This is a genomic window from Mycolicibacterium madagascariense (assembly GCF_010729665.1).
Taxonomy (GTDB): domain Bacteria; phylum Actinomycetota; class Actinomycetes; order Mycobacteriales; family Mycobacteriaceae; genus Mycobacterium; species Mycobacterium madagascariense.
Genome location: NZ_AP022610.1, coordinates 2,980,860 through 3,006,143 on the forward strand (window position 1 = coordinate 2,980,860; position 25,284 = coordinate 3,006,143).

At 66.3% G+C, this 25,284-nt stretch carries 20 protein-coding genes; 12 read left to right on the top strand and 8 right to left on the bottom strand.

Going from position 1 to position 25,284, the window contains the following annotated elements:
- The first annotated feature begins 239 nt into the window (after positions 1-239).
- A complete protein-coding gene (locus tag G6N60_RS13975; protein ID WP_163738093.1) occupies positions 240-2,375 on the top strand; it encodes a sensor histidine kinase in 2,136 nt (711 codons plus the stop codon).
- 64 nt (positions 2,376-2,439) lie between these two features.
- The gene (locus tag G6N60_RS13980; protein ID WP_246240662.1) at positions 2,440-3,075 is read left to right on the top strand and encodes a LuxR C-terminal-related transcriptional regulator; all 636 of its coding nucleotides are present in this window, start codon (positions 2,440-2,442) and stop codon (positions 3,073-3,075) included.
- 19 nt (positions 3,076-3,094) lie between these two features.
- On the opposite strand, the gene G6N60_RS13985 is transcribed toward G6N60_RS13980, so the two are convergent.
- From G6N60_RS13985 to G6N60_RS14005, 5 genes are all read right to left on the bottom strand, one after another.
- Positions 3,095-3,988, bottom strand: coding sequence for an FAD-binding protein (locus G6N60_RS13985; protein WP_163738096.1), 894 nt, complete (start codon positions 3,986-3,988; stop codon positions 3,095-3,097).
- 87 nt (positions 3,989-4,075) lie between these two features.
- The gene (locus G6N60_RS13990) at positions 4,076-5,239 is read right to left on the bottom strand and encodes a beta-ketoacyl-[acyl-carrier-protein] synthase family protein (protein WP_163738099.1); all 1,164 of its coding nucleotides are present in this window, start codon (positions 5,237-5,239) and stop codon (positions 4,076-4,078) included.
- 33 nt (positions 5,240-5,272) lie between these two features.
- Positions 5,273-6,601 (bottom strand): hypothetical protein, encoded by a 1,329-nt coding sequence (locus tag G6N60_RS13995; protein WP_163738102.1) that lies wholly within the window; start codon positions 6,599-6,601, stop codon positions 5,273-5,275.
- Entirely contained in the window at positions 6,598-7,788 is a 1,191-nt protein-coding gene (locus tag G6N60_RS14000) for a glycosyltransferase family 4 protein (protein ID WP_163738106.1), read from the bottom strand. Before G6N60_RS14000 ends, G6N60_RS13995 begins: the two co-directional genes overlap by 4 nt.
- Positions 7,785-8,705, bottom strand: coding sequence for an SGNH/GDSL hydrolase family protein (locus G6N60_RS14005; RefSeq protein WP_163738109.1), 921 nt, complete (start codon positions 8,703-8,705; stop codon positions 7,785-7,787). Before G6N60_RS14005 ends, G6N60_RS14000 begins: the two co-directional genes overlap by 4 nt.
- Before the next feature lie 683 nt (positions 8,706-9,388).
- On the opposite strand from G6N60_RS14005, the gene G6N60_RS14010 reads away from it, so the two are divergent.
- The 6 genes from G6N60_RS14010 (at position 9,389) to G6N60_RS14035 (ending at position 16,838) form a co-directional block, all read left to right on the top strand.
- Complete coding sequence (locus G6N60_RS14010) at positions 9,389-10,198, top strand: glycosyltransferase family 2 protein (protein ID WP_163738113.1); 810 nt, start codon at positions 9,389-9,391, stop codon at positions 10,196-10,198.
- A 64-nt stretch (positions 10,199-10,262) separates the two neighbouring features.
- Entirely contained in the window at positions 10,263-11,402 is a 1,140-nt protein-coding gene (locus tag G6N60_RS14015) for a glycosyltransferase (protein ID WP_163738115.1), read from the top strand.
- Entirely contained in the window at positions 11,399-13,348 is a 1,950-nt protein-coding gene (locus G6N60_RS14020; RefSeq protein WP_163738117.1) for a putative glycosyltransferase family protein, read from the top strand. Before G6N60_RS14015 ends, G6N60_RS14020 begins: the two co-directional genes overlap by 4 nt.
- Positions 13,349-13,354: 6 nt before the next feature.
- Complete coding sequence (locus tag G6N60_RS14025) at positions 13,355-14,221, top strand: hypothetical protein (RefSeq protein WP_163738119.1); 867 nt, start codon at positions 13,355-13,357, stop codon at positions 14,219-14,221.
- 92 nt (positions 14,222-14,313) lie between these two features.
- Positions 14,314-15,582, top strand: coding sequence for a lipopolysaccharide biosynthesis protein (locus G6N60_RS14030; RefSeq protein ID WP_163738121.1), 1,269 nt, complete (start codon positions 14,314-14,316; stop codon positions 15,580-15,582).
- On the top strand, positions 15,579-16,838 hold the full coding sequence (locus tag G6N60_RS14035) for a glycosyltransferase family 4 protein (RefSeq protein ID WP_163738123.1): 1,260 nt from the start codon (positions 15,579-15,581) through the stop codon (positions 16,836-16,838). Before G6N60_RS14030 ends, G6N60_RS14035 begins: the two co-directional genes overlap by 4 nt.
- Here G6N60_RS14035 and G6N60_RS14040 read toward each other — a convergent pair.
- Both G6N60_RS14040 and G6N60_RS14045 read right to left on the bottom strand, forming a co-directional pair.
- Positions 16,835-17,878, bottom strand: coding sequence for a glycoside hydrolase family 6 protein (locus G6N60_RS14040; RefSeq protein ID WP_246240669.1), 1,044 nt, complete (start codon positions 17,876-17,878; stop codon positions 16,835-16,837). The two genes, G6N60_RS14035 and G6N60_RS14040, sit on opposite strands and share 4 nt — an antisense overlap.
- A gap of 141 nt (positions 17,879-18,019) precedes the next feature.
- Positions 18,020-18,760: an alpha/beta fold hydrolase gene (locus G6N60_RS14045; protein WP_163738125.1), complete on the bottom strand. Its 741-nt coding sequence runs from the start codon at positions 18,758-18,760 to the stop codon at positions 18,020-18,022.
- Between the two features lie 492 nt (positions 18,761-19,252).
- On the opposite strand from G6N60_RS14045, the gene G6N60_RS14050 reads away from it, so the two are divergent.
- From G6N60_RS14050 to G6N60_RS14065, 4 genes are all read left to right on the top strand, one after another.
- On the top strand, positions 19,253-20,287 hold the full coding sequence (locus tag G6N60_RS14050) for a D-2-hydroxyacid dehydrogenase (protein WP_163738128.1): 1,035 nt from the start codon (positions 19,253-19,255) through the stop codon (positions 20,285-20,287).
- Between the two features lie 94 nt (positions 20,288-20,381).
- Positions 20,382-21,485 carry an FAD-dependent oxidoreductase gene (locus tag G6N60_RS14055; protein WP_163738132.1) on the top strand — a complete coding sequence of 368 codons (1,104 nt, stop codon included), beginning with the start codon at positions 20,382-20,384 and terminating at the stop codon, positions 21,483-21,485.
- A 310-nt stretch (positions 21,486-21,795) separates the two neighbouring features.
- Positions 21,796-23,475: an APC family permease gene (locus tag G6N60_RS14060; protein ID WP_197746939.1), complete on the top strand. Its 1,680-nt coding sequence runs from the start codon at positions 21,796-21,798 to the stop codon at positions 23,473-23,475.
- A 255-nt stretch (positions 23,476-23,730) separates the two neighbouring features.
- A complete protein-coding gene (locus tag G6N60_RS14065) occupies positions 23,731-24,624 on the top strand; it encodes an EamA family transporter (protein WP_163738134.1) in 894 nt (297 codons plus the stop codon).
- On the opposite strand, the gene G6N60_RS14070 is transcribed toward G6N60_RS14065, so the two are convergent.
- Positions 24,621-25,235: a TetR/AcrR family transcriptional regulator gene (locus G6N60_RS14070; RefSeq protein ID WP_246240672.1), complete on the bottom strand. Its 615-nt coding sequence runs from the start codon at positions 25,233-25,235 to the stop codon at positions 24,621-24,623. The two genes, G6N60_RS14065 and G6N60_RS14070, sit on opposite strands and share 4 nt — an antisense overlap.
- Positions 25,236-25,284: the final 49 nt, after the last annotated feature.

Consider the following 25,284-nt stretch of genomic DNA (forward strand, 5'->3'; position numbering starts at 1 on the left):
ACGAACCGGTAAACTATGAAATTGCAAGTAAAGCACGTTTTTGACGCCAGCGCAGGTACTACTCTCGATGACTTCGCTCTCGTTGCTGAAGCTGCGCGCAGGGGTTAGTCTTCCCGCATGCCAAGCCTGTTTCAACGCCTGCGTTCTCCCACGGCCTAGACGACGACCGAGCCGATCCGATGATTCCGGCCAGAACCTCCCGGCGACACCTGTGCTTGGAAGTGGCGCGGATTTCGACGGTGGCGCGCCAGTGCGCGTTTCTGATGGCGGCCGCGGTCTCGACGCTCGGCCCGAACACCACCGGGGTGGGCGGTAGGGCTCTGCTCGTGGGCCTCGCGCTGTGGGCGATCTATCGCTTGGCCACTAGATCGTCGTCGGCGGTCGCCCTCGTGGGGGATGCGCTGTGCACCGCCGCGGTTGGCGCGGTCCTGCCCTTGGTGGCCGTGGACGCCCACGTCACTCACCCCGTCAGCGTGGCGCAAGCCGTGGTCGGCGTCTGTCTGGCATCCCTTGGAGTCCAGCTTCCGGTCGGATGGTCCCTGGCCGCCTTGCTTCTGGAAGTCGGCGCCTACGCAGTGGGGTCATCGGCGTCCGCGGGTTGGCATCCCATGGCATTGGCCAACGAACTGGTCCCGATCCTGTGCGGGTGGCTGACGGCGACGGCCCTGCGAGAAGCCATCAGGTGGGTTGCCAACACCGCCGACCACGCACACCTGTTGCGATTGGAGGCCGAAATCGCCAACGGCGTCGCCGAGGCACGTCGCAAGGCCGACCGCGAACAGCTCGCGCTGTTGCACGACACTGCGGCGGCGACCCTTCTGCTGGCGGGGACGGAGGCACGTGCGCCCGTCGACCGACTGGCGGCGCAGGCCGCTCGCGACCTGACGCTGCTGGAGGCCACTCCCATCACGGATCCCTCCGCGCCCATCGACGTCGTGCCACTCCTGCGCGACGAAGCTCGCTTCTTGGATTGTCCCGCCGAGCTCACCGGCCTGGACCACCTCTGGTTGGACGGCGAGCTTGCCCGGGCGATCTGCGCCGCGAGCCGAGAGGTCATGAACAACGTGGACCGCCACGCGCACGCCACCTCCGTCACCATCTACGCAGGCGCACACCGGCTCGAGATTGCCGACGACGGTTGCGGTTTCACGTCGAGTCAATCCCACGGACACGGGATCAACGAGTCGATCGTGGCCAGGATGCGTCGTGCCGGTGGCGATGCTCGCATCCGATCGATTCCCGGCCAGGGCACCGTCGTCGAGCTTCGGTGGCACGACGAACCGGGACTCCCGGACCCGCACGACTGCCACGACGACACCGAATCATTCGTTCACGGCGTGGCGGCGGCATATCGCCTGTGGCTCATCACCACGGGAATCGTTCTGCTCAGCGTCGCCCTCCTCCGCGGCCCGCTGAGCGGCCACCAACTGTGGTTGGAGGTCGGTTTGGCGGTCGCCGCCGCAGTGTGTACGTCCACTGCGGCACCGAGCCGTCTTCGCGAGGCCAGGTGGACGGTCTGGGTCATCACCGCCGCACTCGTCGGCATCTCGGCAGCACAGCATGCGGCACTGGCCGACTCCGAACTCCTCACCAAGGCCTACTGGTCCATCGGTGCAATCAGCTTCTGCCTCTTGCCATTTCTCGTCCACGTGCCCTTGGCCCGTAGCCTTGCGCTGCTTTTGACGGCGTGGGTGATCCCGGCGACGATCGACCTGCACAGGGATCCTGCCGTACACATGGTCGTCTATCTCGGCGTCGCCGCGATCGCCTTCTTCATTCCGCAGGTCGCGTTGTGCGTCCTGAGCGGTTCGATACGGGATGCTCTACGTCTTGCCCGCAAGGAGGATCTGGCACGCCTTCGGGTCGACACCAAGGAGGCCATCGACGCAGCCATGCAGGCCGAGTGCATTCGCCGCTACTCCGACACCGTGGACCGACTCATCCCGCTCTTGCGAACCCTCTCCCGCGGCGGGCCGATCACCGATGAGTTCAGGCGTCGCAGCCGAGCGGAATGCGAGCGGCTTCGCACCCTCTTCGACGAGCCCACGCCACACGCCGCGCTCCTGGCGGAACGCGTGCAATCACTCATCGACGACGCTGCGCGACGCGGGGTCACGGTCACCGCGCACGTCGACGGGGACTTGCCGACACTGTCGTCGGACACTGCCGACCAGGTGCTCGATCAGGTCGCCGTGGCCTTGGAACACGCCGTCTCATGGGCCCGAGTGGTACTCACCGGGGCACAGGCCGAGGTCGACGTGAGCGTGGTGTGCGACGTCGTGCGCCCGCCCGGGGTCGACTTCGGGAGGCCGGAGGGGCGGTCGGACGTCCTCGTCGCGGAGGACACGATGTGGCTCACACTGCGGGCGGGGTGAATGGAAATCGGGGGGCGACGTGGCAGACCAAACGGGCCAGAGTGGGGGCTCACGAATAGCGTCCGTGACCGTCATCGACGATCACGACGCCATCCAGTTGGCGGTGAAGATCTGGTGCCAGGAGGCGAATCCGCCCATCCCGCTGCACCCTGGCTTCTGTTCCACGAACGAATTCCTGGCCGCGTGCGCTGAGCGTCCGCCCGGGGTGGTCATCTTCGACCTCGAGCAGCGGCAGCACCGACCGGACTTCTACGGCCTCGGGAAGGTCGTGGCGATGGGCCACCGCGTCATCGTCTACTCGCATCTCGCCGGAGACGAGGTGATCCTGCAGAGCCTGGAGCTGGGGGCAGTCACGTTCATCGTGAAGATGGAGGGCAAGTCCCACTTGATCGACGCCGTTCGTGCCGCACTAGACAACGAGCCCTACGTCGGACCGCGGATGGCCAAGGCGATCTACCACGACCGCAGTGTCGGCAGACCCAAGCTGGCACCGCGGGAGAAGGAAGTGCTCATCGCGTGGTTCCAAACGGAGAGCAAGGACCTCGTCGGTCAGAAACTCGACATCTCCCCGACGACGGTGCGAACCCACTTGCAGCGGGTCCGGGCGAAGTACGCCGCCGTTGGTCGCGCCGCACCCACGAAGTCTGCGTTGGTCGCGCGGGCGATTCAGGATGGGATCATCTTTCTCGACGACCTGTGAACGCTCGACGGGCCGTGGGTCATCGGGGGGTATTGCCCCGCACCGATGACGTTCGGCCCGTGCGCCGTTGGCTTCGCAACGTCGGCGACGCCGGCTGCGCGTGGTCCATGACCAACTCCAGTCGGCCGAACCGGCTTGCGGCAGCACTGACGACGCCGAGCTGGGCACCGGTCGAATACCAGGCCGCCGTCAAGGCGCGGTCGTCACCGCCATGAGCGGTGGTCGACATCGCGACCCCGTGGTTGGCGCGAATGGCCAGTCTGCTCGACGTGCTGCCGAATACGGCGCCGATGACGACACCGTCCTCGAACATCAAGCGGCGCAACGGTCCTGAACTCATCACCCTGACGCCGAGGTCACCCGCACGGTCCACCAGCCAGGCCGACAGCGGAGCCGACGTCGGTGGCGACGGCGCAGCGCCGACCATGGTGACTTCGAGCCGCTCACCGGAACGCTGCACGATCTCCCTGGCGCCGGGAACGCTGGTCCTGCTGTAGAGCACGCCGTAGTGCGATCCGAGACACGCCCGGTTCCATTCGATCAGCTGGTGACCGTAGAACGGCGCCACCCTTCCCGACGCACGTTTCGACGTCGAGAAGCGATGTGCGCCTTCGTCGAGCTGACGAAGCGTGACTGCACTGGCCGGCGAACTTCGTTGGCTTCCGACGCCTTCGGTGAGACTGGCAAGGTAGGCCACCGTCTCGCGCGACAGCCCGTCTGCGTTCCAGGCACGACTCATGTCGTCGGCCCACGACGTGGGAGGCGTCGACCGGACCGCGGTCGCCTCGAAATCGCCCTCCCGACAGTCGACGACGAGCACGTCCATGTCGGCCTCGGCGCCCGAGACCGCGACGGCCAACACCGACGGGTCGACGCCGACGCACAGCATGTCGACCGTCGCGTGAAAACCCACCTCGCCTTCGCCTTCGCCACGCACGGCTGAATCAGCGGAGATCCGTTGCGCTCGAGAGTGACGCACCCGGCCCTGCAGGGTGAACATTCACGCTGCAGCCGGTGCGGCGACGAGCAGCGCGGAGTTGTAGCCGCCCATGCCCATCGAAGTCTTGAGCGTCACGCCGCCCGTGAACGCGGTCATGCCGTCGAGCAATCGCGGGTGTGCGGCACTCACTATCGGAGACGCCGGGATGACACCGCGTTCGTAGGCCAATACCCCCGCAGCGAGTTCGACTGCTCCTGCACTGGCCAGGCAGTGTCCAATGAGCGGCTTGAGGGCATACACCCAGGGCTGTTGGTCGGCGAAGACGGCGTCGAGGAAGGCCACCTCGGCGTCGTTGCACTGCTCGGTGCCGGTGCCATGCGCATTGAGGTAGCCGACGTCGCCGGGGCTCACCCCGGCGTCGACCAAAGCGTCTCTGACGCAACGGATTACCTGCGAGTGCGAGGGCTCCATCCCCGTGGCATGATGACCATCGCTCGTCATGGCGCCACCGAGCAACCGGGCATAGGGGTCGTGGGACCGCGACGATACGACGAACGCGACCGCGGCCTCCCCTGGCGGGAATCCGCGGCCACCCTCCTGAAAGGGCCGGCACGCATCCTGCGGTTCGACGTCGACGACCGCGGCGCGCATTCCCGCGAACCCCGCGACCACCTCGGGAGTGAACGATAGGTCGCAGGCGACGACGACGACGTCGTCGGCCCACCCGACGTCGAGCCACTGCTTCGCCGTCAGCATCGCATTGTTGGCCGACGAACAGGTCGCCGAGATCTGGAGCGACGGGCCGTGAAAGTCGAACTCCTTCGTGAACATTGCGGTCGGTGTCGACGGAAAGGCGCGCACGAAGTCGCGTGACCGAGTGGCATCGCCGCGGCTGATCTCCCGCCAGATGTACATGTCGTTGAAGCACCCCGCGTAGATGACTCCCACCCGCTCGCCGGGTACCCAGCCGCGCGAGAGGGCATCGGTCACCGCTTCGCGGCCCGCGCTCAGGAAGGCTCTGCCGAACAACCCGTCGCCGTCCGTCGGGACGCCACCTTCCGGAATCCTGGCGAGCCAGACCGAGTCCGTTCCGTCGGGCCCGAATCCGCCGACGAGGCGAGCCGCCGACTTGCCGCTGCACATGCCCTCCCAGAAGACCTCGCGACCCCATCCGTAACCGGTGACCAAGCCCAGTCCCTCGACGCCGACGTGATTGTGTGACATGACGTTTCCTCTTTCTGCGTGAATGTCGTCTGGTTACCGGGCAGCGTTGCCCACGGTGGGTGTCGAGATCAGCTCGACCGCGGCGGATGGCAGTGGCTCGCCAGCCGCATCCGGCGCCTGCGATTGCAGGAGCGCCGGTATGTCGTGGAGGCGCTCGAGTCCTCGCATGACGGCGTGACCGTCGACCCTGTTCGGGTCGAATGAGGCCGAGAACGACACTCGGCCCTCCACTGCGCACGCAGACACACTGATGCCGTCGGATCCGACGGGATAGGCCATCGTGATGTACATGGCCTCGGCCGGGTCGGCCCAGGGAATGTGTTCGACGCCAGGGTTGCGCATCATGGAGTTGAACGTCATCGTCAGCGCCTCCTGGGTCGCCGAGCCAGGCGACGCCGACCGACGCAACGCGGTGCCCAATGCCCCCGAGAACAGCGCCGGCACTGCTCGCGCTGTTGCCACCAGGTGCTTCAAACCTGCGCCGACGGCGGCCGGATCGGCCATGTCCGCCGGAATGTAGGCACTCTTCGCGAAGTTGCCCGGTCGGAGCGACTGTTTCTTCGGAAGATGCCGTCGAAGGTCGACGAGGGTGAAGAAGCCCTTGTCGTTCAACGGGACTCCCTCAGCGGACAGGGCCAAGTACGCCGCCGAGGCCATCAGCGCCGTGGTGGGGAGATCGGGACACGCCGCCTTGCGCCACGCCTTGAATTCGTTGAACTCCGCTGCCTTGAGCAAGGTGCCCGCTGCGGTCGTGGTGGGCGGGTACACGCGCGCCGGCGGGGACACCGTCGTCGCGGGCACGGGGGTGCTGGCGGTCGACCGCAGGTGGCTCCACCACTCTCCCCCGTGCTTGGGCGCCTCCTTGAGGAGGATCTTGGTCGCCACGGCGAGGCCACCGTCGGCCCTGAGCGACCGCAGTCCCTCGACGTCGCCGAGCGACATCAGCACGGCGAACGGGGAAAACACCGCGGCGTCGCCACACGCGTGCGCGAAGTAGAAGGTCATGGAATCGGCCCCCACCATGACCTTGAACGGCGCCGTCGAATCGGGGCTCGGGCGGTGTTCGTCCAGGTAGGTGTACGGATCGTCGAGATAGAAGGGTCCACCCGGGACGATCGTCTCCCTCACGTGCCGCACCCGATCGGCGGCCGCGACGGGACGCCAGCGCGTGCCGGCGTTCTCGAGGGTGCAGCACAGCGGGTGGCTGGGATCGGACGCCATGAAGTCGACCATCTTCGCGCGCAGGTCCGCGATGTCGGGTGCCGCGATCGGTGTCAGCAGGAGCACCGTCCAGTGGTTCAGCCAGGTGCGGTCCAAATAGCTGGTTCGACTGCCGCGACCCGTCGTCGGTGAATTGCTCATGTTCCTAACCCCTCGAATAGAAGTGACTGGGCTGATAAGCGGTGCCCGTTGGCCCCCCTTGGCGTGACCAGTTCCACGCCCGACGTCCGATAGACGCCGACGGTTCGGGTGGCGATGTCTCGCCAGTCGGGTGCCTGACACCCCTTCGACCTCGGAGCGGCGAGTTGTCGCCGGATCTCCGCGGCGAGCGCCGCCGTCGAATGGTCGGTCATGACGGTGACACACTGACGAAGGAACTCGTCGGCGATTTCCCGATGAGCCGGTATGTCGCTCAGGATGATTCGGGCGCCGCCGCAGGCGGCCTCGACCGGGGCCATCCCGAATGCCTCGCGCTCGGACATGGACACGAACACCCTGGCAGTGCGCAACCACCGATGCAGAGCGGCGTCGTCGAGGCCGCCCACCACGTGCACGCGCTCGGCGAGCCCCAATGCGATTGCCAATCGGCACAATTCGTCACGCTGACTTCCGTCGCCGACGATCACCAGTTGAGCGGGCGCCGGCACGTCGCAGAATGCGCGCAGCACGGCATCGATCCGCTTGTACGGCTCGAGACGCCCGACGCAGAGAATCGTCGGCGGCTGCTCGGGCAGTGGGTGGGCGCGGCGGATCGCCGCCGCGTCGATTCCGTTGGGAATGACGCTGATTCTGTCCGCGACGTCGGGAAAGTCGGCGATCAGTGCCCGTCGTTCTGCCTCCGAGACGCAGATGATGGCAGCGGGCCTTCGAAGCAGCCACCTACTCAACCGGTAATGGGGAACGTGCAGCAGATCAGCCATCCACGAGTGACCGTGCCTGCCGTGGTAGTGCGGAGTGAAGACGGTCGGGGCGCGTCTGCCGAGGAGCGCCAGTGCCGTCGTCGAGTGATAACCGTGGACGTGCATCAACCGGTCGCTGCGTCTAGTCCGGATGGCCGCCAACACCAGACGGGGCGAGATCGACATCGAACTGACCGACCACGCCGGATAGGTGACGACCCAGCAGTCGTCATGGCGCTCGACCGTGCTTCGCGTGATGCCGCGTCGCGCAGTCAGGACGACCACCCTGAGTCCCTGACCCGCGAGCTGTTTCGTCAGCGCTGAGACATGCGCTTCCAATCCACCGCGGACTGCTCGAAAACCTGGCGTCACCAACGTGATGGCATCCGCGGTGGCATCGTCTCGTCCGATCGACGCACGTTCCCTCACGAGCCGATCAACCTTTCGATCTCATGGGCGATCAGCGCGTGGCCGGCGGGGTTGGGATGCGGGTCCCGTTGCGCGCAGTAATAACTGAGGGCACAGACGCGCCCGATGGCCGCCGTCACGGTGCCATGCTCGGGCAGGTCCACCTTCTCCGTCGTCGGCAGGTCGCCACCTGCCAGCGCATTGGTGTCGACGAAGGACGCGCCGTATTTTGAATACGTCTCTCGCAGAGCGGGATTGAGGTAGTTGTCGAACATCGCCGAGGAGAAGTCGGCCCGTCGATCTCCGTTGCGATCCCCATCGAGTCGATCGGCGACGAAGACGTTCAGGTACGAGATTCCCACGATCGGTACGCGCGGCCCGGCGATGGCTCGTATTCGGGACAGCAGGAAGTCCAGGCTGAGGACGACCCGCGGCACTTCGGCTTCCGCGCAGCGCTGCGCCCGCGCAGCATCGTCCTCGCCGAGACATCTCATGACGTCGTTTCCGCCCATGGTGACGGTGACCAAGCCGATTCGGCTCCGGTGCGCGGCGATGAAGTCGGTGGCGGCCACCGACTGCGGATCGTTCGGGTAGGAGACTCCGCCGGGCGCTTGGGCATTGGGCAGGCAGCCCCGGTCGAAGGTCATCGCGTAGGCGGTCTCACCGGAGCACGCGAAGTTCACCGTCGTCCAGCGGCCCTGCTTCTGGGCGAGTCGGTCCTGAACCAGATAGACGAAGGCGTCATGGGACGTCGATCCCGGTCCGGCGCCATTGGGCCGGTAGCCGGCGGGGTAGGAGTCGCCGATCGCGACGAGGTAGGTGGGCTCGTCACGATCGGACGCCGTCGCCGTCGCGGACCAGATCGCCCACGCGGTCGACCACGCCACGGCAGCGACCACGACAAGGGCCAGGGCACGCACCAGATGGGATGTGCCCACAGCTTTGCGGATACGTCGATAGCAACTAGCGACGGAGGACATCTTCCTCCGCCCGCAGGACTGGATAACGATCGCTCGGCTCACGCATTCGTCCGCATCCGTTTCATCAAGGCCAATTGGGGAACATGTGCGAAGACGATAAGTCCGAGCGTCACATCGCACAATCCGTAGACCGGTTTTAGCGCGACTCGCAGTGGAATTGATGCTTTCGACGACGCGGCGTGTCAGTCGTTCGAAGGACACCGGTTGTGACGCTTTCCACCACGGTGAAGTTACTGTTCAGAGGCGTTTCCTGGCGTGGGCCTGACCTCTGCCGGCGCGCTTCGAAGCAGCCGATGCGCATTCTGCGCCGGCTCGGTTCGGCGAATTAGAGGCAATCGAGATGGACCTTGCAAAGCCGTCGAATGGCCTCCCACCGCTCGGTGACGTCGCCTCGAACACCACGCACGATCGGCCATGGCAAACAATTGTTTGGCATCGCTGGAAAGTACCTATAATTCCCGGAGAGGCAAAACGGCCGAACGGTGCTACCGTCTCAAAGGCAAACTTCGTGGAGTTGTCCATCGACAGCGATCCGAACACTTCGCGACTGCTCGACCTGGGGGCCCAATGACGATTCGCGACACCGCTGACCACCCGAACCGCCGCACCAACGAGACGGGGCTCGTCGTGGGAGCAGCTCGATGATCGAACTGTCCATCGTGATGCCGGTCTTCAACGAGGCGGCGACGATCGCGAACGCGGTCGAACGGGTGCTCGCCGTCGAGTACCCGTGCCCCGTGGAGTTGATCGTGGTCGACGACGGAAGCACCGACCAGACCGCCCGCCTGCTGCGTTCCTACGTCGACAGCGGGGTGACCGTGCTGTGCCACCCCGTCAATCGAGGAAAGGGTGCGGCCGTGCTCACCGGCGTTCGCAAGGCCACGGGAACCCACGTGTTGATCCTCGATGCCGATCTCGAGTACTCGCCCGGGGACATCCCCGCCCTACTGGAACCCGTCATCGCAGGGGTGGCCGATCACGTGTTCGGCGCCCGGGTGTTCGGCTTCAAGACGAGGTTCCCGTCCTACCGGTTCGCCATGGGCGGTCGGTTGACCACCGCGGCCGCCAACCTGGTGTTCGATTCGTGCCTGACCGACATGCATACCTGCCTGAAACTCGTTCCACTGGAACACTTTCGCTGCCTTGCCCTCGTCCAGCAAGGGTTTGGTCTCGACACGGAGCTGACGGCGATGATGCTGCGCGCCGGCATCCGCCCCTACGAGGTGCCGATCACCTACAACGGTCGAACTCTGGATCAGGGCAAGAAGATCAGCTGGCTCGACGGCCTGTCATGCCTGCGCATCCTGATGTCGGTGCGGATGCGCAAGGTCGCACCCCTGCCGTCGGGTCCCTTCGGCCAGGCCCGGATCACGCTGGTCGCCGCCCCACCCAGCCGATCCCTTCACCTCGACGACGAACCGGACTGGGAGATGCTCGATGCCGCGACCTAGGGTCGTGCCGGCGGGCGGACAGCTGGCCGACCCTGGTGAGCCCTGCGGTCCTGCCCGGCGAATCATGCTCGTGGGACCAGGGTTTCGATTCCTCAGCGGTCTGTCGGTCTACACCTGTCAGCTGGCCAATGCGCTTGCAGAGGACCACGACGTCTCCCTCGTCCTACTCGATCGGCTGATTCCGACCCGGCTGTATCCCGGCTGGCGCCGGGTGGGCGAGGACCTCACGTCGTTGCGCTATGACCCGAGGATTCACCAGGTCGGCACCGTCGACTGGTATTGGGGGAACGCACTCGCCCGCGTGCGGCGGGCGGTCGCCGCAGAGCGCCCCGACGTGATCGTGCTGCAGTGGTGGACCGCGGCGACGCTGCACACCTACCTGGCGTTGACGCGGTTGGCCGCCGAAGCCGGGATACCGGTCCTGATCGAGTTCCACGAGGTGCAGGACACGGGCGAGGCGAATGTCGCGCTGGTGGCCGCCTATTGCAAGCGCTACCTGCCGAGACTGGTCCGTCGCGCGACGGGAGCCCTCTTCCACACGCACCATGACCTCGACGTCTTCACGTCCGTCTTCGGCCGTCGCGAGATCGACCGACTGGCGACCGCGGTGGCCCCGCACGGACCCTACGACCACGTCACCCGCAACCCGGGCGCCGCCAGTCGACGCCGGTGCGACGGCTCTCGTCCGATACAGGTGCTGTCCTTTGGTTTGATCAGGCCATACAAGGGCGTCGAGGACCTCATCAGAGCGTTCGATGCGATGACGCCCGCTGAGGCCGAGTTGTTCGAACTCGACGTCGTCGGTGAGACCTGGGAGGGCTGGACGGCACCCGCGGAAGCGATCGCGGCGAGTCCGCACCGCCATCGGATTCGGTTCGAGAACCGCTACGTCGACGATCGCGAAGCTGCCGATTACTTCGCCAACGCCGACGTCCTGGTGCTGCCCTACCGCCGCGGATCGGCGAGCGGACCCCTGCAGATCGCCATGAACAACGGCATCTTCGTCATTCTGTATGCGGTCGGCGGGCTGATCGAAGCGGTCCGCGACTACGCCGGCGCCGTCGTGCTGCCGCCGGGGGACGTGGACGGCTTGCGCACGGCCCTGCTCGGCATCGTCGGGCGCAGCGGGCAGCGCTTCGAAGATCCCCATTCCTGGAGCCCGGTCGTCGCGGCGATCGATGGTCTCGTGGGAGCGCCCCGGTGACCGCGACACTGGCCCGCCAGGACCCCGACGTCATCGTCGGGGACGACGCCGCCACGGCCGAGTCCGCGGCCGTCGGCCGTCAAGGCCCGCGGGTGCCATCCGCGATCCTGGGTTCACCCATGCTCGTCGCCTCCGCGGCCGTCGGAAGCCTCGTCATCGGGCTGTCCTACCGCTTTTCGTCGCAGGGTCGTCCCGCCGAGCTGTACTACCTCGTCTTCTGGGCGGGCCTGCTCACCGCCCTCCTGCCGGTCGTCGCCAGGCTCACGGCATCTAACACGCGGCCCACCACACGCTTCCTGGCACTGGCGCTGTTCGGCGTCGTCACGCTGATGCCGAAGATCCTGCGCAACCCGACCGGCCCGCTCTACCACGACGAGTACGCGCACTGGCGCGAAGCGGTCGACGTCACGTCGTCCGGACGGCTGTTTCAACCCAATGCCACCATCCCGATCGTCGAGTTCTTCCCTGGCACATCGGCATTGACCACCACCACCGAATCATTCGGAGGCTTGTCACCGTGGTCTGCGGGCCTGCTCGTCGTCATCGCGCTGCACGTTCTCGGCCTGTTCGGCGTCTACGTCCTCGGCGACGCCCTGCTGTCGTCGCCGCGCGCCGGGGCGGTAGCAGCCGCGGTCTACGGAATCAACCCGTCGGCAATCTACTTCGACACCCAGTACGCCTACGAGAGCCTGGCGGTGAACTTCTTCCTCTGGGCCCTGGCTCTCACCACGCTTGCCAAGCGCGCAGACTCAGCGCGCACGCGCCGCGCCTACTCGACGGCAGCGGTCCTGGCGGGGGCCGCCTGCGTGGTCACCCACCACTTGACCACGATCTTCCTCATCGTCGCGTTGCTCGTCGTCACCGCGACCGGCGTCGTCCGTGCCCGGCTCGGACGTCGCCGTCAACCACCCGACGTCGCCGCCCCGGACACGATGCGACCGTGGTGGGTCACCCTGGTCTGCACGACGGTCATCGCCGTCGCCTGGGTCATGACATGCGCCAGGCCAACACTGGATTACCTGTCGCCCTACCTGGGTTCGGCTGTCGGGCAATTGAAGTCGATGTCGCAGAACAGCGGTCAGGGTGGTCGCCAATTGCTCGCCGCCAACGTCGAGCCGGAGTGGGAACGCCTCCTCACCGCGGCCGCTCCCGTCGTGGTCCTCTGCTGCTTCATCGCTGCTGCGGCATTGATCCGTCGTACGCCCATCACCCTGGATTCGCCGACGTGGGGCATGATCGTGTTCGGCTGCGGATACTTCGTCTCGCTGCCCTTCATCCTCGCGCCGTCCGGGGCGGAGGGCGCACGCCGTTCCTGGGGCTTCACCTACGTCGGTGTCGCGCTGGTCGTCGCGCTGGTCGCGGTGCACTGGCCCTCCGACCGCCCGCATTGGGCAGGCCGAAGTCTCGCCGCTCCCCTCCAGATGACGCTGCTCGTCACGCTCGTCATCGGCAACGTCGGCGGTGGGCTGAACGATCCCTACCGCTTTCCCGGTCCGTTCCGCTGGGGGACCGACACCAACTCGGCAAGTGCTGAAACCCGTTCCGTTGCCGAAGAACTGGGCAAGATCGTCGGTAGATCCCGCGTCGTGACGGATGCCTACACGGCACTTGAGTTGGCGGCCTACGGTGGCTTGGTGGTCGCCGCGCCCTCAGTGGGCTTTCCGGCGTGGGACCTGACGCAGCGCGACGCCGACCCATCACCCGAACTGGCACGCATGTTGACGTATTCCGACTACGACTACCTCGTCGTCGACATCCGGATGGCTCAGGAGGCGCCGTTCAACGGCCACAACTTCGGACAGAACGATCCGCTGCTCGGGCACGCGACTCCGATGGCGAATCTCACCCGCCTGGATCACGTGCCGTGGGCTTGGCGGGTCATGTCGACAGAACATCTTCGGGTGTATCGGCTCGATCTCGGTGCGATCGCCAGGGAACGGGGATAGTCGCCCATGACAGGCCTCGTGAAGTCCACCGCCATCGCACTGCGTCGAATCCCTTCCCCCGGCATCTCATTCATCGTGGTGAACGCCGTCTTCGGTGCGGCCGTTCTCGTCGTCGCCCTGCAAGCCCCCGCTGCCGTTCGCTTCCCCGCCGTCGCCGCGTTGTCGTTCATTCCGGGTGCCGCGCTGGTGCGCCTCTTCTTGGGTGACCCCGGTGGGCACCTCCGCGATCCCGCCCTACGACTGCCTCTTTCGGTACTCCTCGGACTCCTCGTGTGGCTGGGCGCGGCCCTGTCCCTCGACGCCATCGCAGTGCCACTGGCACCGCGCAACCTGACCCTGGCGGTCGGTGCGATGGGTCTGGTGCTCATCACGACCGATGGCGTGCTTCGGTCGACGAACCCACGCAGGACAACGCCCCGCGCGACGTGGCTGGCCGCCACTCGCGGTGCGGGGATAGGCGTCTCCGTCGTGGTGCTCGGCGCCGCAGCCTACGTGGCGTCGACGATGACGGTTGTCCCCGTAGAGCGTTACACCACTTTGGCATTCACCGACAGCAAGCCCTATGCCGGAGAGGTGCCGCTCGTGGCGCCCGCGCGGCCGGTGCGGCTCAACTGGGCCCTGCGAGGATTCGGCTGCCGACCCTCCCCGACGTTGACCAGCATCCGGCTGGCCGTCGACGGCGTCGCCACCGATGCCGTCGCGGTCGATACCACCGAAGCTCCCATCGGAACGATCAGCGGGGCAGTGACGTTCACGGCCCCGAGTCGCCCGGGCAGGTATCTGGTCGAGCTCACCGTGGTGCCCACCGCACCAGACGGAGTTGCGCTGCCCGCGCCCGGTCATGTCAGCACGTTCGTGGAGGTCGAGAAATGACGGGTCAACGATCCACTGGGTTGCTCGCGGGTGTCGCTGGGAAGGCGCGTCGAGCCGCCGTCGACCCGATGATGCGAAACAGCGTCGCGATCATGGCCAGCACCCTGCTGACGTCCCTGCTCGGCTACGCCTTCTGGATGATCGCCGCGCATTGCTTCGACAGGGACGTCAACGGCACCGCTGCCGCCACGACGAGTGCCATCAACGCCACGGTCCTCCTCGCCAGCGTCGGTGCGGCGGCGGCACTCGTCGAATGGTTGCCGCGCTGTCGGGACGCGGCCGAATGGCGCCAGCGGGTGACCGCGGCCATCGTGGTCTCAGTCGTCACGGCAGGGATCGGCAGCGCAGTGGTGGTCGGCGTGCTGGGCGTTGCCTCTGCCACTCTGCCGCAACTCGAAACTCCCACGGGCGCCGCCATGTTCGTCTTGGCCTGCATCTTCATCGCCGTCGGCCTGGTGTTCGACTACCTCGCCGTTTCCGAGCATCGCGGAACTGTCCTGCTGGCCCGCAACATCGTCGCGTGCGGCGTCCGAATTCCCCTGATTCTCATCCCGGTCTCGTTCCTCAGCGGCGCCGATTCCATCCTGCTGGCGTGGACGATCGCCGCGGGGCTCTCGCTGCTGTGGGTCGTCATGACCTTCGGCGCGCGCGAAGGACACTCGCTGGTGCCGAGTTTCACCCATCTGACGTCGCACCTTCGCGAGATGGCGTCCTCAGTGATGGGACAGCACCTCATCACGGTCTTCGCGATGCTCGCGGGCTACCTGCTGCCAGTCGTGGTCTATGCCCGGCTGTCAGCGACGGCCACCGCGTACTTCTACATCACGTGGATGCTCGGATCGGTCTTCTTCATCATCAGCCCGGCCGTCTCGGCCGCACTCTTCGTCGAAGGTGCGGCAGATCAGCGGTCGATTCGGCCACTGGCGCGTAGATGTCTCGTGATAGTCACCGCGCTGCTGGCCGGTCCCGTCGTGGTCTATCTGCTCGGCGGTCACCTCATCTTGGCCCTGTTCGGACGTGACTACGTCGACCACGGCCTCTCCCTGCTGCTTCTGCTCACGGTGTCGGCCGTGCCCGACGCCATCACCAACGTCGCCGTCGCGGTGCTCAGGGTCACTGGGCGGATGCGAATGGCCCTGCTGCTCAACGGGGGAATGCTCATCGCATGCGTCGGGTCGGCGTGGTTCGTGTTGCCGCACACCGGAATCGTGGGGGCCGGGCTGTGCTGGCTGGTGAGCCAGAGCCTCGGCGCCGTGTGGGTGGTCTTCGCCTGGCGCCGGATCGTGGGAGCCCCCCACGGCATCGACCTCTCCGAATCACCCGACCTCCTGCCCGTCGTCACGCAGAGTGCTGACCATTGAGAGTCCTTCAGGTCAGCGACGGTTATCCGCCGGCCACCGGCGGACTGGAACGCGTCGTTCAACTACTCGCCAGGGAACTCGTCCAGCGTGGCCATCCGACCACGGTCGCGACACTGAGCCGCCCCGATGCGCCGGCTCGTGAGCACGAGGACGGGGTCGACGTGCGGCGGCTCGACGGATACACCCGCCACCTCCGCCGGTTCGCGAACGACCCGAACCACTTCTTTCATCCGACGTGTCCGGACCCGTTGCTGGTCCGCCGTCTCGAGGATCTCGTCGCCGAAGTTCGTCCCGACATCGTGCACGCCCATGGCTGGATACTGAATTCCTGTCTGTCGCTGCGACTTCCGACGACGACCGCACTCGTGGCGACGTTGCATGACTACGGCCTGGTCTGCGCCAAGAAGACGATGATCCCCCGCGAACGACTCGACGCGACGTGCGCCGGACCCCGACCGTCGCGGTGCCTCGGTTGCGCCACGAACTTCTACGGTCCCATCAAGGGGCCGGCCCTGGCCATTGGCGTGCGTCATAGCCTGGGCCGGCTGGACCGCGTCGCGATGTTCATGCCGATCAGCTCCGCGGTACGCCATGCCAGTCTCGACGGGGTCTCGTCCCAACGGATCTGCCAGTTGCCATCCTTCGTCCCCGACGACGTCTTCGACCCCGTTCCCGAGGACGACGACCACCGGCCCGACTTCCTGCCAACGACACCGTTCGTGCTCTTCGTGGGTGCGCTCGGCGAGCACAAGGGTGTCACCCTGTTGGCTGACGCCCACCGCCGGATGCGGATCGCCGCGCCCCTCGTGATGATCGGCGCAGTCCGCTCGGACACCCCGGACCTGACGGGTACCACCGAGCGTCCCATCATCGTGCGCACGGGGGTGCCGCACCGCGACATCATGGCAAGTTACGCCGCCGCCGCCGTCGCGGTGGCGCCGTCGCGCTGGCAAGAACCGCTCGGACTGGTGCCGATCGAAGCCATGGCCGCGGGGACTCCCGTCGTCGTGACACGTGTCGGCGCGTTGCCAGAGGTCGTCGCGCATCATCGCACCGGGCTGGTGGTCACGCCAGGTGATCCTGCGGCACTGGCCGAAGCACTCGACAGCGTCGTCGGAGATCCTCTGCTACGACGCATCTACGGTGCGGCAGGCCGAATCCGAGCGCGCAGATTCGCCGCGTCGGCGATGGTGCCGAAGGTCATCGCCGGCTACCAGCGAGCGCGTGAGAGCGTCGCGTCGTCGTGCCCGGTCTAGGGTCCGGCACCGCGGACGAGGTCAATGGCGTACTGCGCCATGAAGTGACCCGACGTCGGGTCGCCTCTGCCGCACTCCCCATCCGACTCCCCCGGATGCTTGATCCACAGGTAGGCGTCGGCGTGCGCACCCGCGGTCGACGTGGTCGGCGCCGTGCCGATGGCGCGACCCGGTGGGTTGCACCAGTTCAAGGGACCCGCGGGGGCGGGGCCGGCACCGTTTCGCGACGTGTCGATCACGTAGTGCGCGCCGTTGGTCAGGTTCGACACCTCTTCGCCGTAGCGAATTTCCTCCTCCGTGGAGAAGAAGTTCGCCGTGTTGAGCGCAAATCCCCTGGCTCGATCGACCCCGACCTCCTCGAGCCGCCGGGCGAGTTCTTCGGGTGCGAGCCAACGCGAGTGGCCGCCGTCGACGTACACGGTGGCGTTGGGGTCGGCGGTCACGGCGGTCACGGCATACCGCAGGAGATCGAATCGCTCCTGCCGCGCTTGCCCCGAGAGACAGTCTGCAGCACTCAGTCCGTCGGGTTCCAACACGATGACCACCCGCGCCGTGCCGATCCCCGCCGCGAGCTGATCGATCCAATCCCGATACTCGCCGCCCGTGCCGAAGCCTCCCGAGGAGAAGCCACCGCAGTCACGGTGGGGAAGTGAATACGTCGCCAGCATCGGCAGGGCGCCCAGGGTCGCCGCCGCTGCGATGTACGCCCGTACCCGGTCGGCCACGGCGTCGGTGCTCAGATCGTCACCGATCCACCACACCTGTGGTGTCTGCGCGAGTCGTGTCAGCTCGGGACTCGGCGGACTCGATTGCTCGGCAGCTGCGGCTGCCGACGTCGCCCCGTCGACGTAGAAGGTCGTGCCGGACAATGGGTTCGGCGCATCGAGCAGCACGGTTTCGAACGGTTGCGGCGCCACGGGCCCCGCCCACTGCCGCGGTCCGTGACCGGCCGGGGCGAGCAATCCGAAGGCAATGAGCACCACTGCGGGTAGAACGCGGGCGGCCATGTGCCACGTGTGGCTCACCGATCCCCCGGGCATGCCAAAACTCTACTGCTGCAACCGAATAGCGACCACTTCAAAGGCTCCGGGAGTGGCCGCGACGAGCCGTGCGCGGTGACCGGCGGCGATCGAGCGCTCCAGGCCCTCGGCGTTGCCTTCCCATCGGCCGCGCAGAGCACGTCAGTCCACGAGTCCTGCGATCGTCAGCAGGATCTCCGACAGTTCGCCGGGCGCCGAGAGGAATGGCGAGTGGTCGGCATCCAGGGTGTACACCCCATCGCAGAACGTATTCTGCAGCATGGTGTCTTGATAGATCAGCGGTACGGCGTTGTCCCGCAATCCCTTCACGTAGAACCGCTTGACCGTGCCATAGCGCTGCGGTGTCAGCCGGAGGGTGTCGGAGTAGACCTTCGTGCGTTGCGCCGTGAGCTGACGCTTGGCCCAGTCGGCGTCGGCCGGCGTGCACGCGTTGTAGAACACGTCGGCTGCCTTCTCCTGCGGGAAGGTGGCCGTCTCGCCGTCCGCCGACAGTCTCATGTTCTTCAGCACCAGGTCATCGACCTCGAGCGCCTCGTTCGCCGTCAAGAAGCTGGCCAGACTCTCCCCGTCCCTCAGCAGCAGCCCGTTGACGTAGATTGCCGCGGCAAGCTTGTCGGGGCGGTGCTCACACACCTGCGACGCGACGATGCCTCCCATGCTGTGGCCCACGAGCACGACGGAACCCGCGATGCCGTCGACCACGTCGGCGATGCGCGTCGAATAGGCCAGGAGGTCCGCGTTCTCGATGGGGCTCGGATCGCCACCACTTGCGGGCAGGTTGGGCGCGTGAACGACGTGCCCCTGGCGCTGCAGCCACGGCATCAGCGTGTTCCAACACCATCCGCCGTGAAAGGACCCGTGCACGAAGACGAAATTCGTCACTGCGATCGACCTCCTGTCGTCGGGCCCGGCCGCAACGGTGACGACGGACGCTGGGCTCGCGACGTATTCCAGCGTGCCCACGTTTCGCTGCTGTTACTGCTGGCTCCGAGGATGGGACCGGTGCGTCGTCTCCCCGCCTGGCAGCTGAGACACAGGGTGACGCAATCAGACGGTAACGAGCACGCACGGAGCCCGAAATGCTTCGGCAATAGCGTCGTAGCGTGTGCCCTCGTCAGGAGATGGTCGCGGTGACCCTTGGATGGTGATCCCATTCGCATCTCGCGTCCGACGCCATTGACTCGAGGCCGCGCAGGCATCCGCAAGAAGGGCAACGCATTTGGGCCGCGCCGGCGACCGATGCCGTCCTGCGGACTGACCCTCGGGGCGGCACGCTGACCGGACTGGGGCGAACCCCGTCCCCGGGTAGCGCAACGACGGCGGCCCCTCCCCTACCGGCCCACCCATCATCGAGATCGAAGGGGACTGAAGCACGTGTCACTCAACGTCGTAGTAGCCGGGTTGCCCAAGGCGGTACAAGGCGCCGCCGACCCGGATGAGGGTCTGTGGCTGACCGAACCTCAACGCCGCAGAATTCTCGACGTCGACGCGGACGTGTGGCTCGAGCACGTCCCGGTGTCTCGTCTGAACGCCGGCCAGGGACCCGAGCGCCCTCCCCACGCCATCTTGATCGAGACCAGCGGCACGGTCACATCCGGTGAATCGGAGCAGGGCATCCTCACCCTCAAGGGATACGAGCAACTCCTCAACCCACAGTTGCGTCTGATCCAGTCGATGAGCGCGGGCGCCGAACATCTGACGTCCATCGTCCCGGACGGCGTGACTCTGGCCAACGCGTCCGGGGTGGCGGCCAATGCCGTCGCCGAGACCGTGATCGCCGCGATCCTGGCGGACGCCAAGATGCTGCGCACGCGCTGGGACAACCACGCCGCCAAGATCTGGGCGGCAGAACCGGCCCGTGAAGTGGCGGGATCGGTGATGTCCATTCTGGGTACGGGGAGCATCGGCTCGCAGACCGCGCGGATCGCCCGGGCGCTGGGCATCAAGACCATCGGAATCAACCGGCGTGGCAACGTCGTCGACGGTTTCGACGAGGTCGTCCGCACCGAAGCGCTCCACGACGTCCTCGCCGTGTCTGACTACCTCGTGATCGCCGCGCCACTGACGCCGCTCACCAGGGGTCTGATCGATGCGCGTGCCCTCGCGGCCCTCAAACCAGGGGGCTGGTTCGCCAATGTCGCCCGCGGCGCCATCCACGATGCATCCGCCCTCACTGCGGCCCTCGACAGCGGCCACCTGCGCGGTGCGCTCGTCGACTGTCACGTCACCGAGCCGCTTCCGGCCGACGATCCGCTCTGGACGACGCCGGGCGCCTTGGTGTACCCGCACGACTCACACGCTTCACAACTCCTGGGCGATCGGCAGGTGGACGTGTTCGTGGACAATCTCGAACGCCTGTGTGCGGGAATGCCATTCCGCAACGTCGTCGACCCCGACAGGGGTTACTGAGATGGTGAGCAGCGGTGTCGGACGACCGGGTCCGGGCGTGACGACTGCGTCGTACATCCCCGACTGAATTCACCTTTTAGAGAGGTTCCCATCAATGCCCGTGGCACTCATCTGTGGCGGTGGAATCGCCGGGTTGTCTTCTGCCCTGCACCTCAAGAAGGAGGGGTGGACCGTCCGCATCTTCGAAAAGGATCCCGAATTACGCACCGCCGGTGTGGGTCTCAACATTTGGCCGAACGGTGTTCGGGTCCTGCAGGGCCTTGGGCTCGGTGCGAACTACCTCGCCAACGCGGCGACGATCGACCGGTGGTGGACGCTGGACAGCGACGGTGCCCAGACATCGGAGGTCGACGTGAGCGTGTGGAGCGAGGAACTCGGCGCACCGATCACCGGGGCACGGCGGGTGCGGCTCAACGCGCTGCTCGCAGCTGGCTTCGACGACGACGAGATCGTCTACGAGCGCACCGCGGAGCGCTACGAACAGACCGATCGCGACATCACGGTGTTCTTCGCCGAGGGGGACCACGCCACGGGCGACGTGCTGCTGGGCACCGACGGCGTGGGCTCCAAGATCCGCAACCACATGTTCGGCGAACCGCAGGTGTTCACCAACGAGGGGATCTTCCGCTGGCGGGGCGTCTTCGACTGCGCCAGCGCCGGTGTGCCGACCACTGTCCAGGCCGACGTCTTCGGCCCGAATGGCCACGTGGGCTGGATCCCGATCGACCAGACCCATGCGTATTGGTACGGCAGTCTCGACGGTCTCGCGACGTTCGACGCCTTCCGCGCGTCGTGCGGAGGGTGGACCAACACTCCGGTGCCACGGATTCTCGACGTCAGCGAGCCGGGCAGTGTGATGGGTCGCGAGGTCGTCCACTTGCGAAACCATCTGCCCCGCTGGACCGACGGCCGCGCCGTGCTCATCGGCGACTCGGCTCATCCGATGTACCCGGGCATGGCCCAGGGCGCCAATCAGGCACTCATCGACGGCCAGACGCTCGCTCGTCATCTCGCATCATCGTCCTCGGACCTGGGCACCGCGATGAACGCGTTCGAAGACGACCGTCTTCCGGTGGCCCACAAGATGGTCGAGTATTCGCGACTGCACTTCGACTACGTCGTCACCCGCAAGCAATATGCGACGGGAGGGGTCAACTGGCAGATTTCGCGATACCTCGAATTCGAAGGCCCTCGGTAGCGATGCCAGCGCCCACACCTAGATTTCATCGCGATTAACGGAGGCCGCAAGTCTGCTGTCAATACGCTGTCGTTGCGCTCTGAATATCCGTCGTGCGCACATTGCCCTCCCAACCCTGCTGCCACGTGCACGGTGCGGAGTACCGTTACCGTGCAACGCTTTTCGTCGCACGCCGACCACGCCTTCGGGTCGATCGGCGCGCTGTCGGGTGGACACATCACGGGGGTTACACCGCGGTGAATTGGACGTAACCCGAGCTGTTTAGCGTTGTGCGCCCATGCACGTGGGCTCGTGACGAGGAGTGACGGCGATGACGGTAGAGACAGGCGTGACACAGGCCAGCCCCGGGTTGCAGCGGTCGGTCGGCTTCTGGGGGCTGATGTTCGTGTCGCTGGGATCCATCATCGGCTCCGGCTGGCTGCTGAGCGCCTTGAGCGCCACGCAATCCGCGGGTCCGGCGGCCATCCTGTCGTGGGTCTTGGCGGCGGCGATGTTGATCGTCCTCGCACTCGTCTTCGCCGAGCTGGGCGGCGCCTACCCGGTCGCCGGCGGCTCTGGGCGATTTCCGTACTACTCGCATGGCGCCTTCAGCGGATTCGTCGCCGCGTGGGCGTCGTGGCTGCAGGCCGTTGCGATCGCACCGATCGAAATCCTCGGAGCCATCACCTATGTGAACAGCGTGGGGTGGGTCAATCAGCACTTCAACATGCTCAACAGCGACACCGGGTTGTTGAACCTCAACGGCCTCATCGTGGCCACGATCTTGATGATCCTCTTCACCGGGATGAATCTGGCGGGGGCCAAGTTCATGTCCGAAAGCAATGGGCTCGTCGTGATCTGGAAGACCGCGGTACCGCTGCTAGCAATCGTCGTCATCGCGTACCTGTCGTTTCACCCCAGCAACTTCACCGCGGGCGGCAGCTTCATGCCGTTCGGTTTCCACGGCGTGTTCGCCGCACTGCCTCTCGGCGTGGTGTTCGCCCTGCAGGGCTTCGAACAGGCCGTCCAGCTAGCGGGCGAAGCCAAGAATCCCCAGAAGGACATGTCGCGCGCGATCATCACCGCGATGATCATCGGTGCCCTGCTCTACATCGCGCTGCAGGCAGCGTTCATCTTCGCCGTCAAACCCGATGACGTGAAGGGCGGCTGGGCTCAGCCGCTGGGGACTGGCGGCGCCCATTCGAGCTATGGCGCCTGGTACACCCTGGCGATCGCCGTGGGCGCCGGCTGGCTGGCCGTCATCCTGATCATCGATGCGGTCGTCTCCCCGTCGGGCACGGGCATCGTCTACATCGGCACTACCGCACGGCTGTCCTATGCGCTCGGCGAGCTGCCCGAGCTGCCGACCCGCCTCGCCAGCACCGATAAGCGTGGTGTTCCGGTGTGGTCCATCATCGTCTCGGCGGTCATCGGCTGGTTGTGTTTCGGGCCGTTCCCGAGCTGGAGCAAGCTGGTCGCCGTCGTCACCGGTGCCACTGCCATCATGTACGCATTCGCTCCAATTGCGTTGGCCGCCTTGCGTAGACGTGACGGAGATCGGCCGCGCAGCTACCGCATGCCGTTGCCCAGTGTGCTGCTGCCCATCGCCTTCATCTCGGCGAATCTACTGCTGTACTGGGGCGGTTACGACATCGATTGGAAGCTCGACATCGCCCTAGTGCTCGGCGCCGTGCTGTTCATCGTCGGAGCGGCCATCAAGCACACCTACACCAACGACATGCTGCGCCATGGCTACTGGATATTCCCCTGGCTGATCGGCATGACGATCATCAGCCACTACGGCAATTACGGCGTGGGAACACATCCGGTATTCGACGGTTTCATCTTCGGCGAATGGTCCGATCTCGTCATCGTGGCGGTGTTCAGCCTGATCATCTACTACTGGGCGCTCGCCGTCGCCATGCCGACCGACAAGGTCAAGGCCATCGTCGAGAGGGACGCCGACCAGATCGAGGGTGGAAACGTCCTCGCCGTTCCGCTCAGCTCGTGATCGCTTGCGCGTCAACGCAGTGTGATTGAGTAGGACCCACCGCGCGAGCGGTGACACCCGAGGCGCTATCGTCGGTGGCGATCCGTGCGTCTAGGGTTCCGCGTCAAGCCATTGGCGGTCTGGTCCGAGCGTCGCCAGGTGGTCGCGCCGAAAGGCGTTGCCATCCACACCCAAAGGACAAAAACCTAGAGGGCTCACTGTTCGAGTGTCGTCATGCGTCCTGGACGTACGACGACGGAGGCAAGGAGCCCGGTTTTGTCCGTCATCGAATCTGCCGCCCACCTGCCCACCGCAGGCATCTCGGTCGGCGTCCTCGTGGTCGTCGTTCTCGCGGGTGTCCTGCACGCAGGATGGAACGTCGCGGCGCATGCGATCACCGACAGACTCGCTGCGCAACTCACCATCGCCGGGGCCTACACGCTGGCGGCAGCTCCGGTCGCCGTGTTCGCCGTGGCTCCGCGGCGCGGGGCGTGGCCCTTCATCGTGGGGTCTGCGCTCATGCACCTGGTCTATACGGCGCTGCTGATGCGCAGCTATCGACTCGGCGACTTCGGCGTCGCCTACCCCGTCGCGCGTGCAGTGGCACCGGTGGTGGTCACTGCGTACTCCGTGGCCGTTCTCGGCGAGCACCCTGCCGCGCACCAATGGGCCGGCATCGTGCTGCTCTGCTCCGGCATCGCGATGGTCGCCGTCGCCAGACCTCCGGGGGCCGGCCGGCCGTCGCGCTCCGCCACGCTGGCGGCGATCGCCACCGGGTCGTGCATCGCCGCCTACACCGTGATCGACGCCGTGGGGGTCCGCTACAGCGACAGCGTCGCTGGCTACGTCGGCTGGATGTTCCTCCTGCAAGGCCCGCTCATCCTCGCCTTCCTCGGCGCGGTGATTCCGCCCCGCCGCCTCTGGGACAGAGCGCGCCCCTACCTTCGCGTCGGGCTGACCAGCGGACTGGTATCCCTCGTCGCCTACGCCGCAGTGATCTGGGCGCAGGCGCGGTCCCCCGAGGCCACCGGAACCGTGGCGGCGACACGCGAAATCGGCATCGTCATCGCCGCGTTCCTCGGTCGGATGCTCTACCGCGAACCACTGGGCCACGCGCGCGTCGTCGGGGCGATCGTCGCCTTCGCCGGCATAGTGGTGACCAGCCTCTAGGAGTCACCGGTGTGGGACGCCAGGCTCGTCGCCAAGGGCAGGAAGACGACGTCGACGATCTCGGCGATCGTCTCCGGGGATGCGGGTCGCATGGACATGAAGAGGTCGTGGCGGAGCAAGTCGCTGGGCAGCGCCTTGATGCGGTCCGGTAGCGGGTTCGGCCCGAGTTCGCCTCGGGCGACGGCACGTTCGACGATCACGTCCATCAGCGAGCGGCCCTCGGGGAGGAACAGACGGCGAAACCGCGCCGGGGTGCCGCCCTCCTGATCGAAGTACGCACCCAGCCGGACGGTGAATAGCCCGATGAATCCCGACCTCCGGTCGTTCACCTCGTGCAGGACGGCGAGCACGTCGTCGCGGAGGCTGCCGGTGTCTGGGGCCTCGATCTCGTCGACGTGACCGCGGTGCCGAATCGTGGCCTCCAACAGATCGATTCGCGACGGCCACCGTCGGTAGAGCACCGAACGGGCCGTCTCCGACCGGCTCGCGACGGCATCGATCGTGAACTTGTCGTAACCGGCCTCGAGCAGCTGATCCCATGCCGCGTCGAGGATCGCGGACTCCAGGGCGGCGCCGCGCCGACGCGACACGTGGGGCGTCTTAGAGATCACTTGCGTAGCTTATCGTACGCTGCTACCTTCGGGTCGATAAGCAACATAT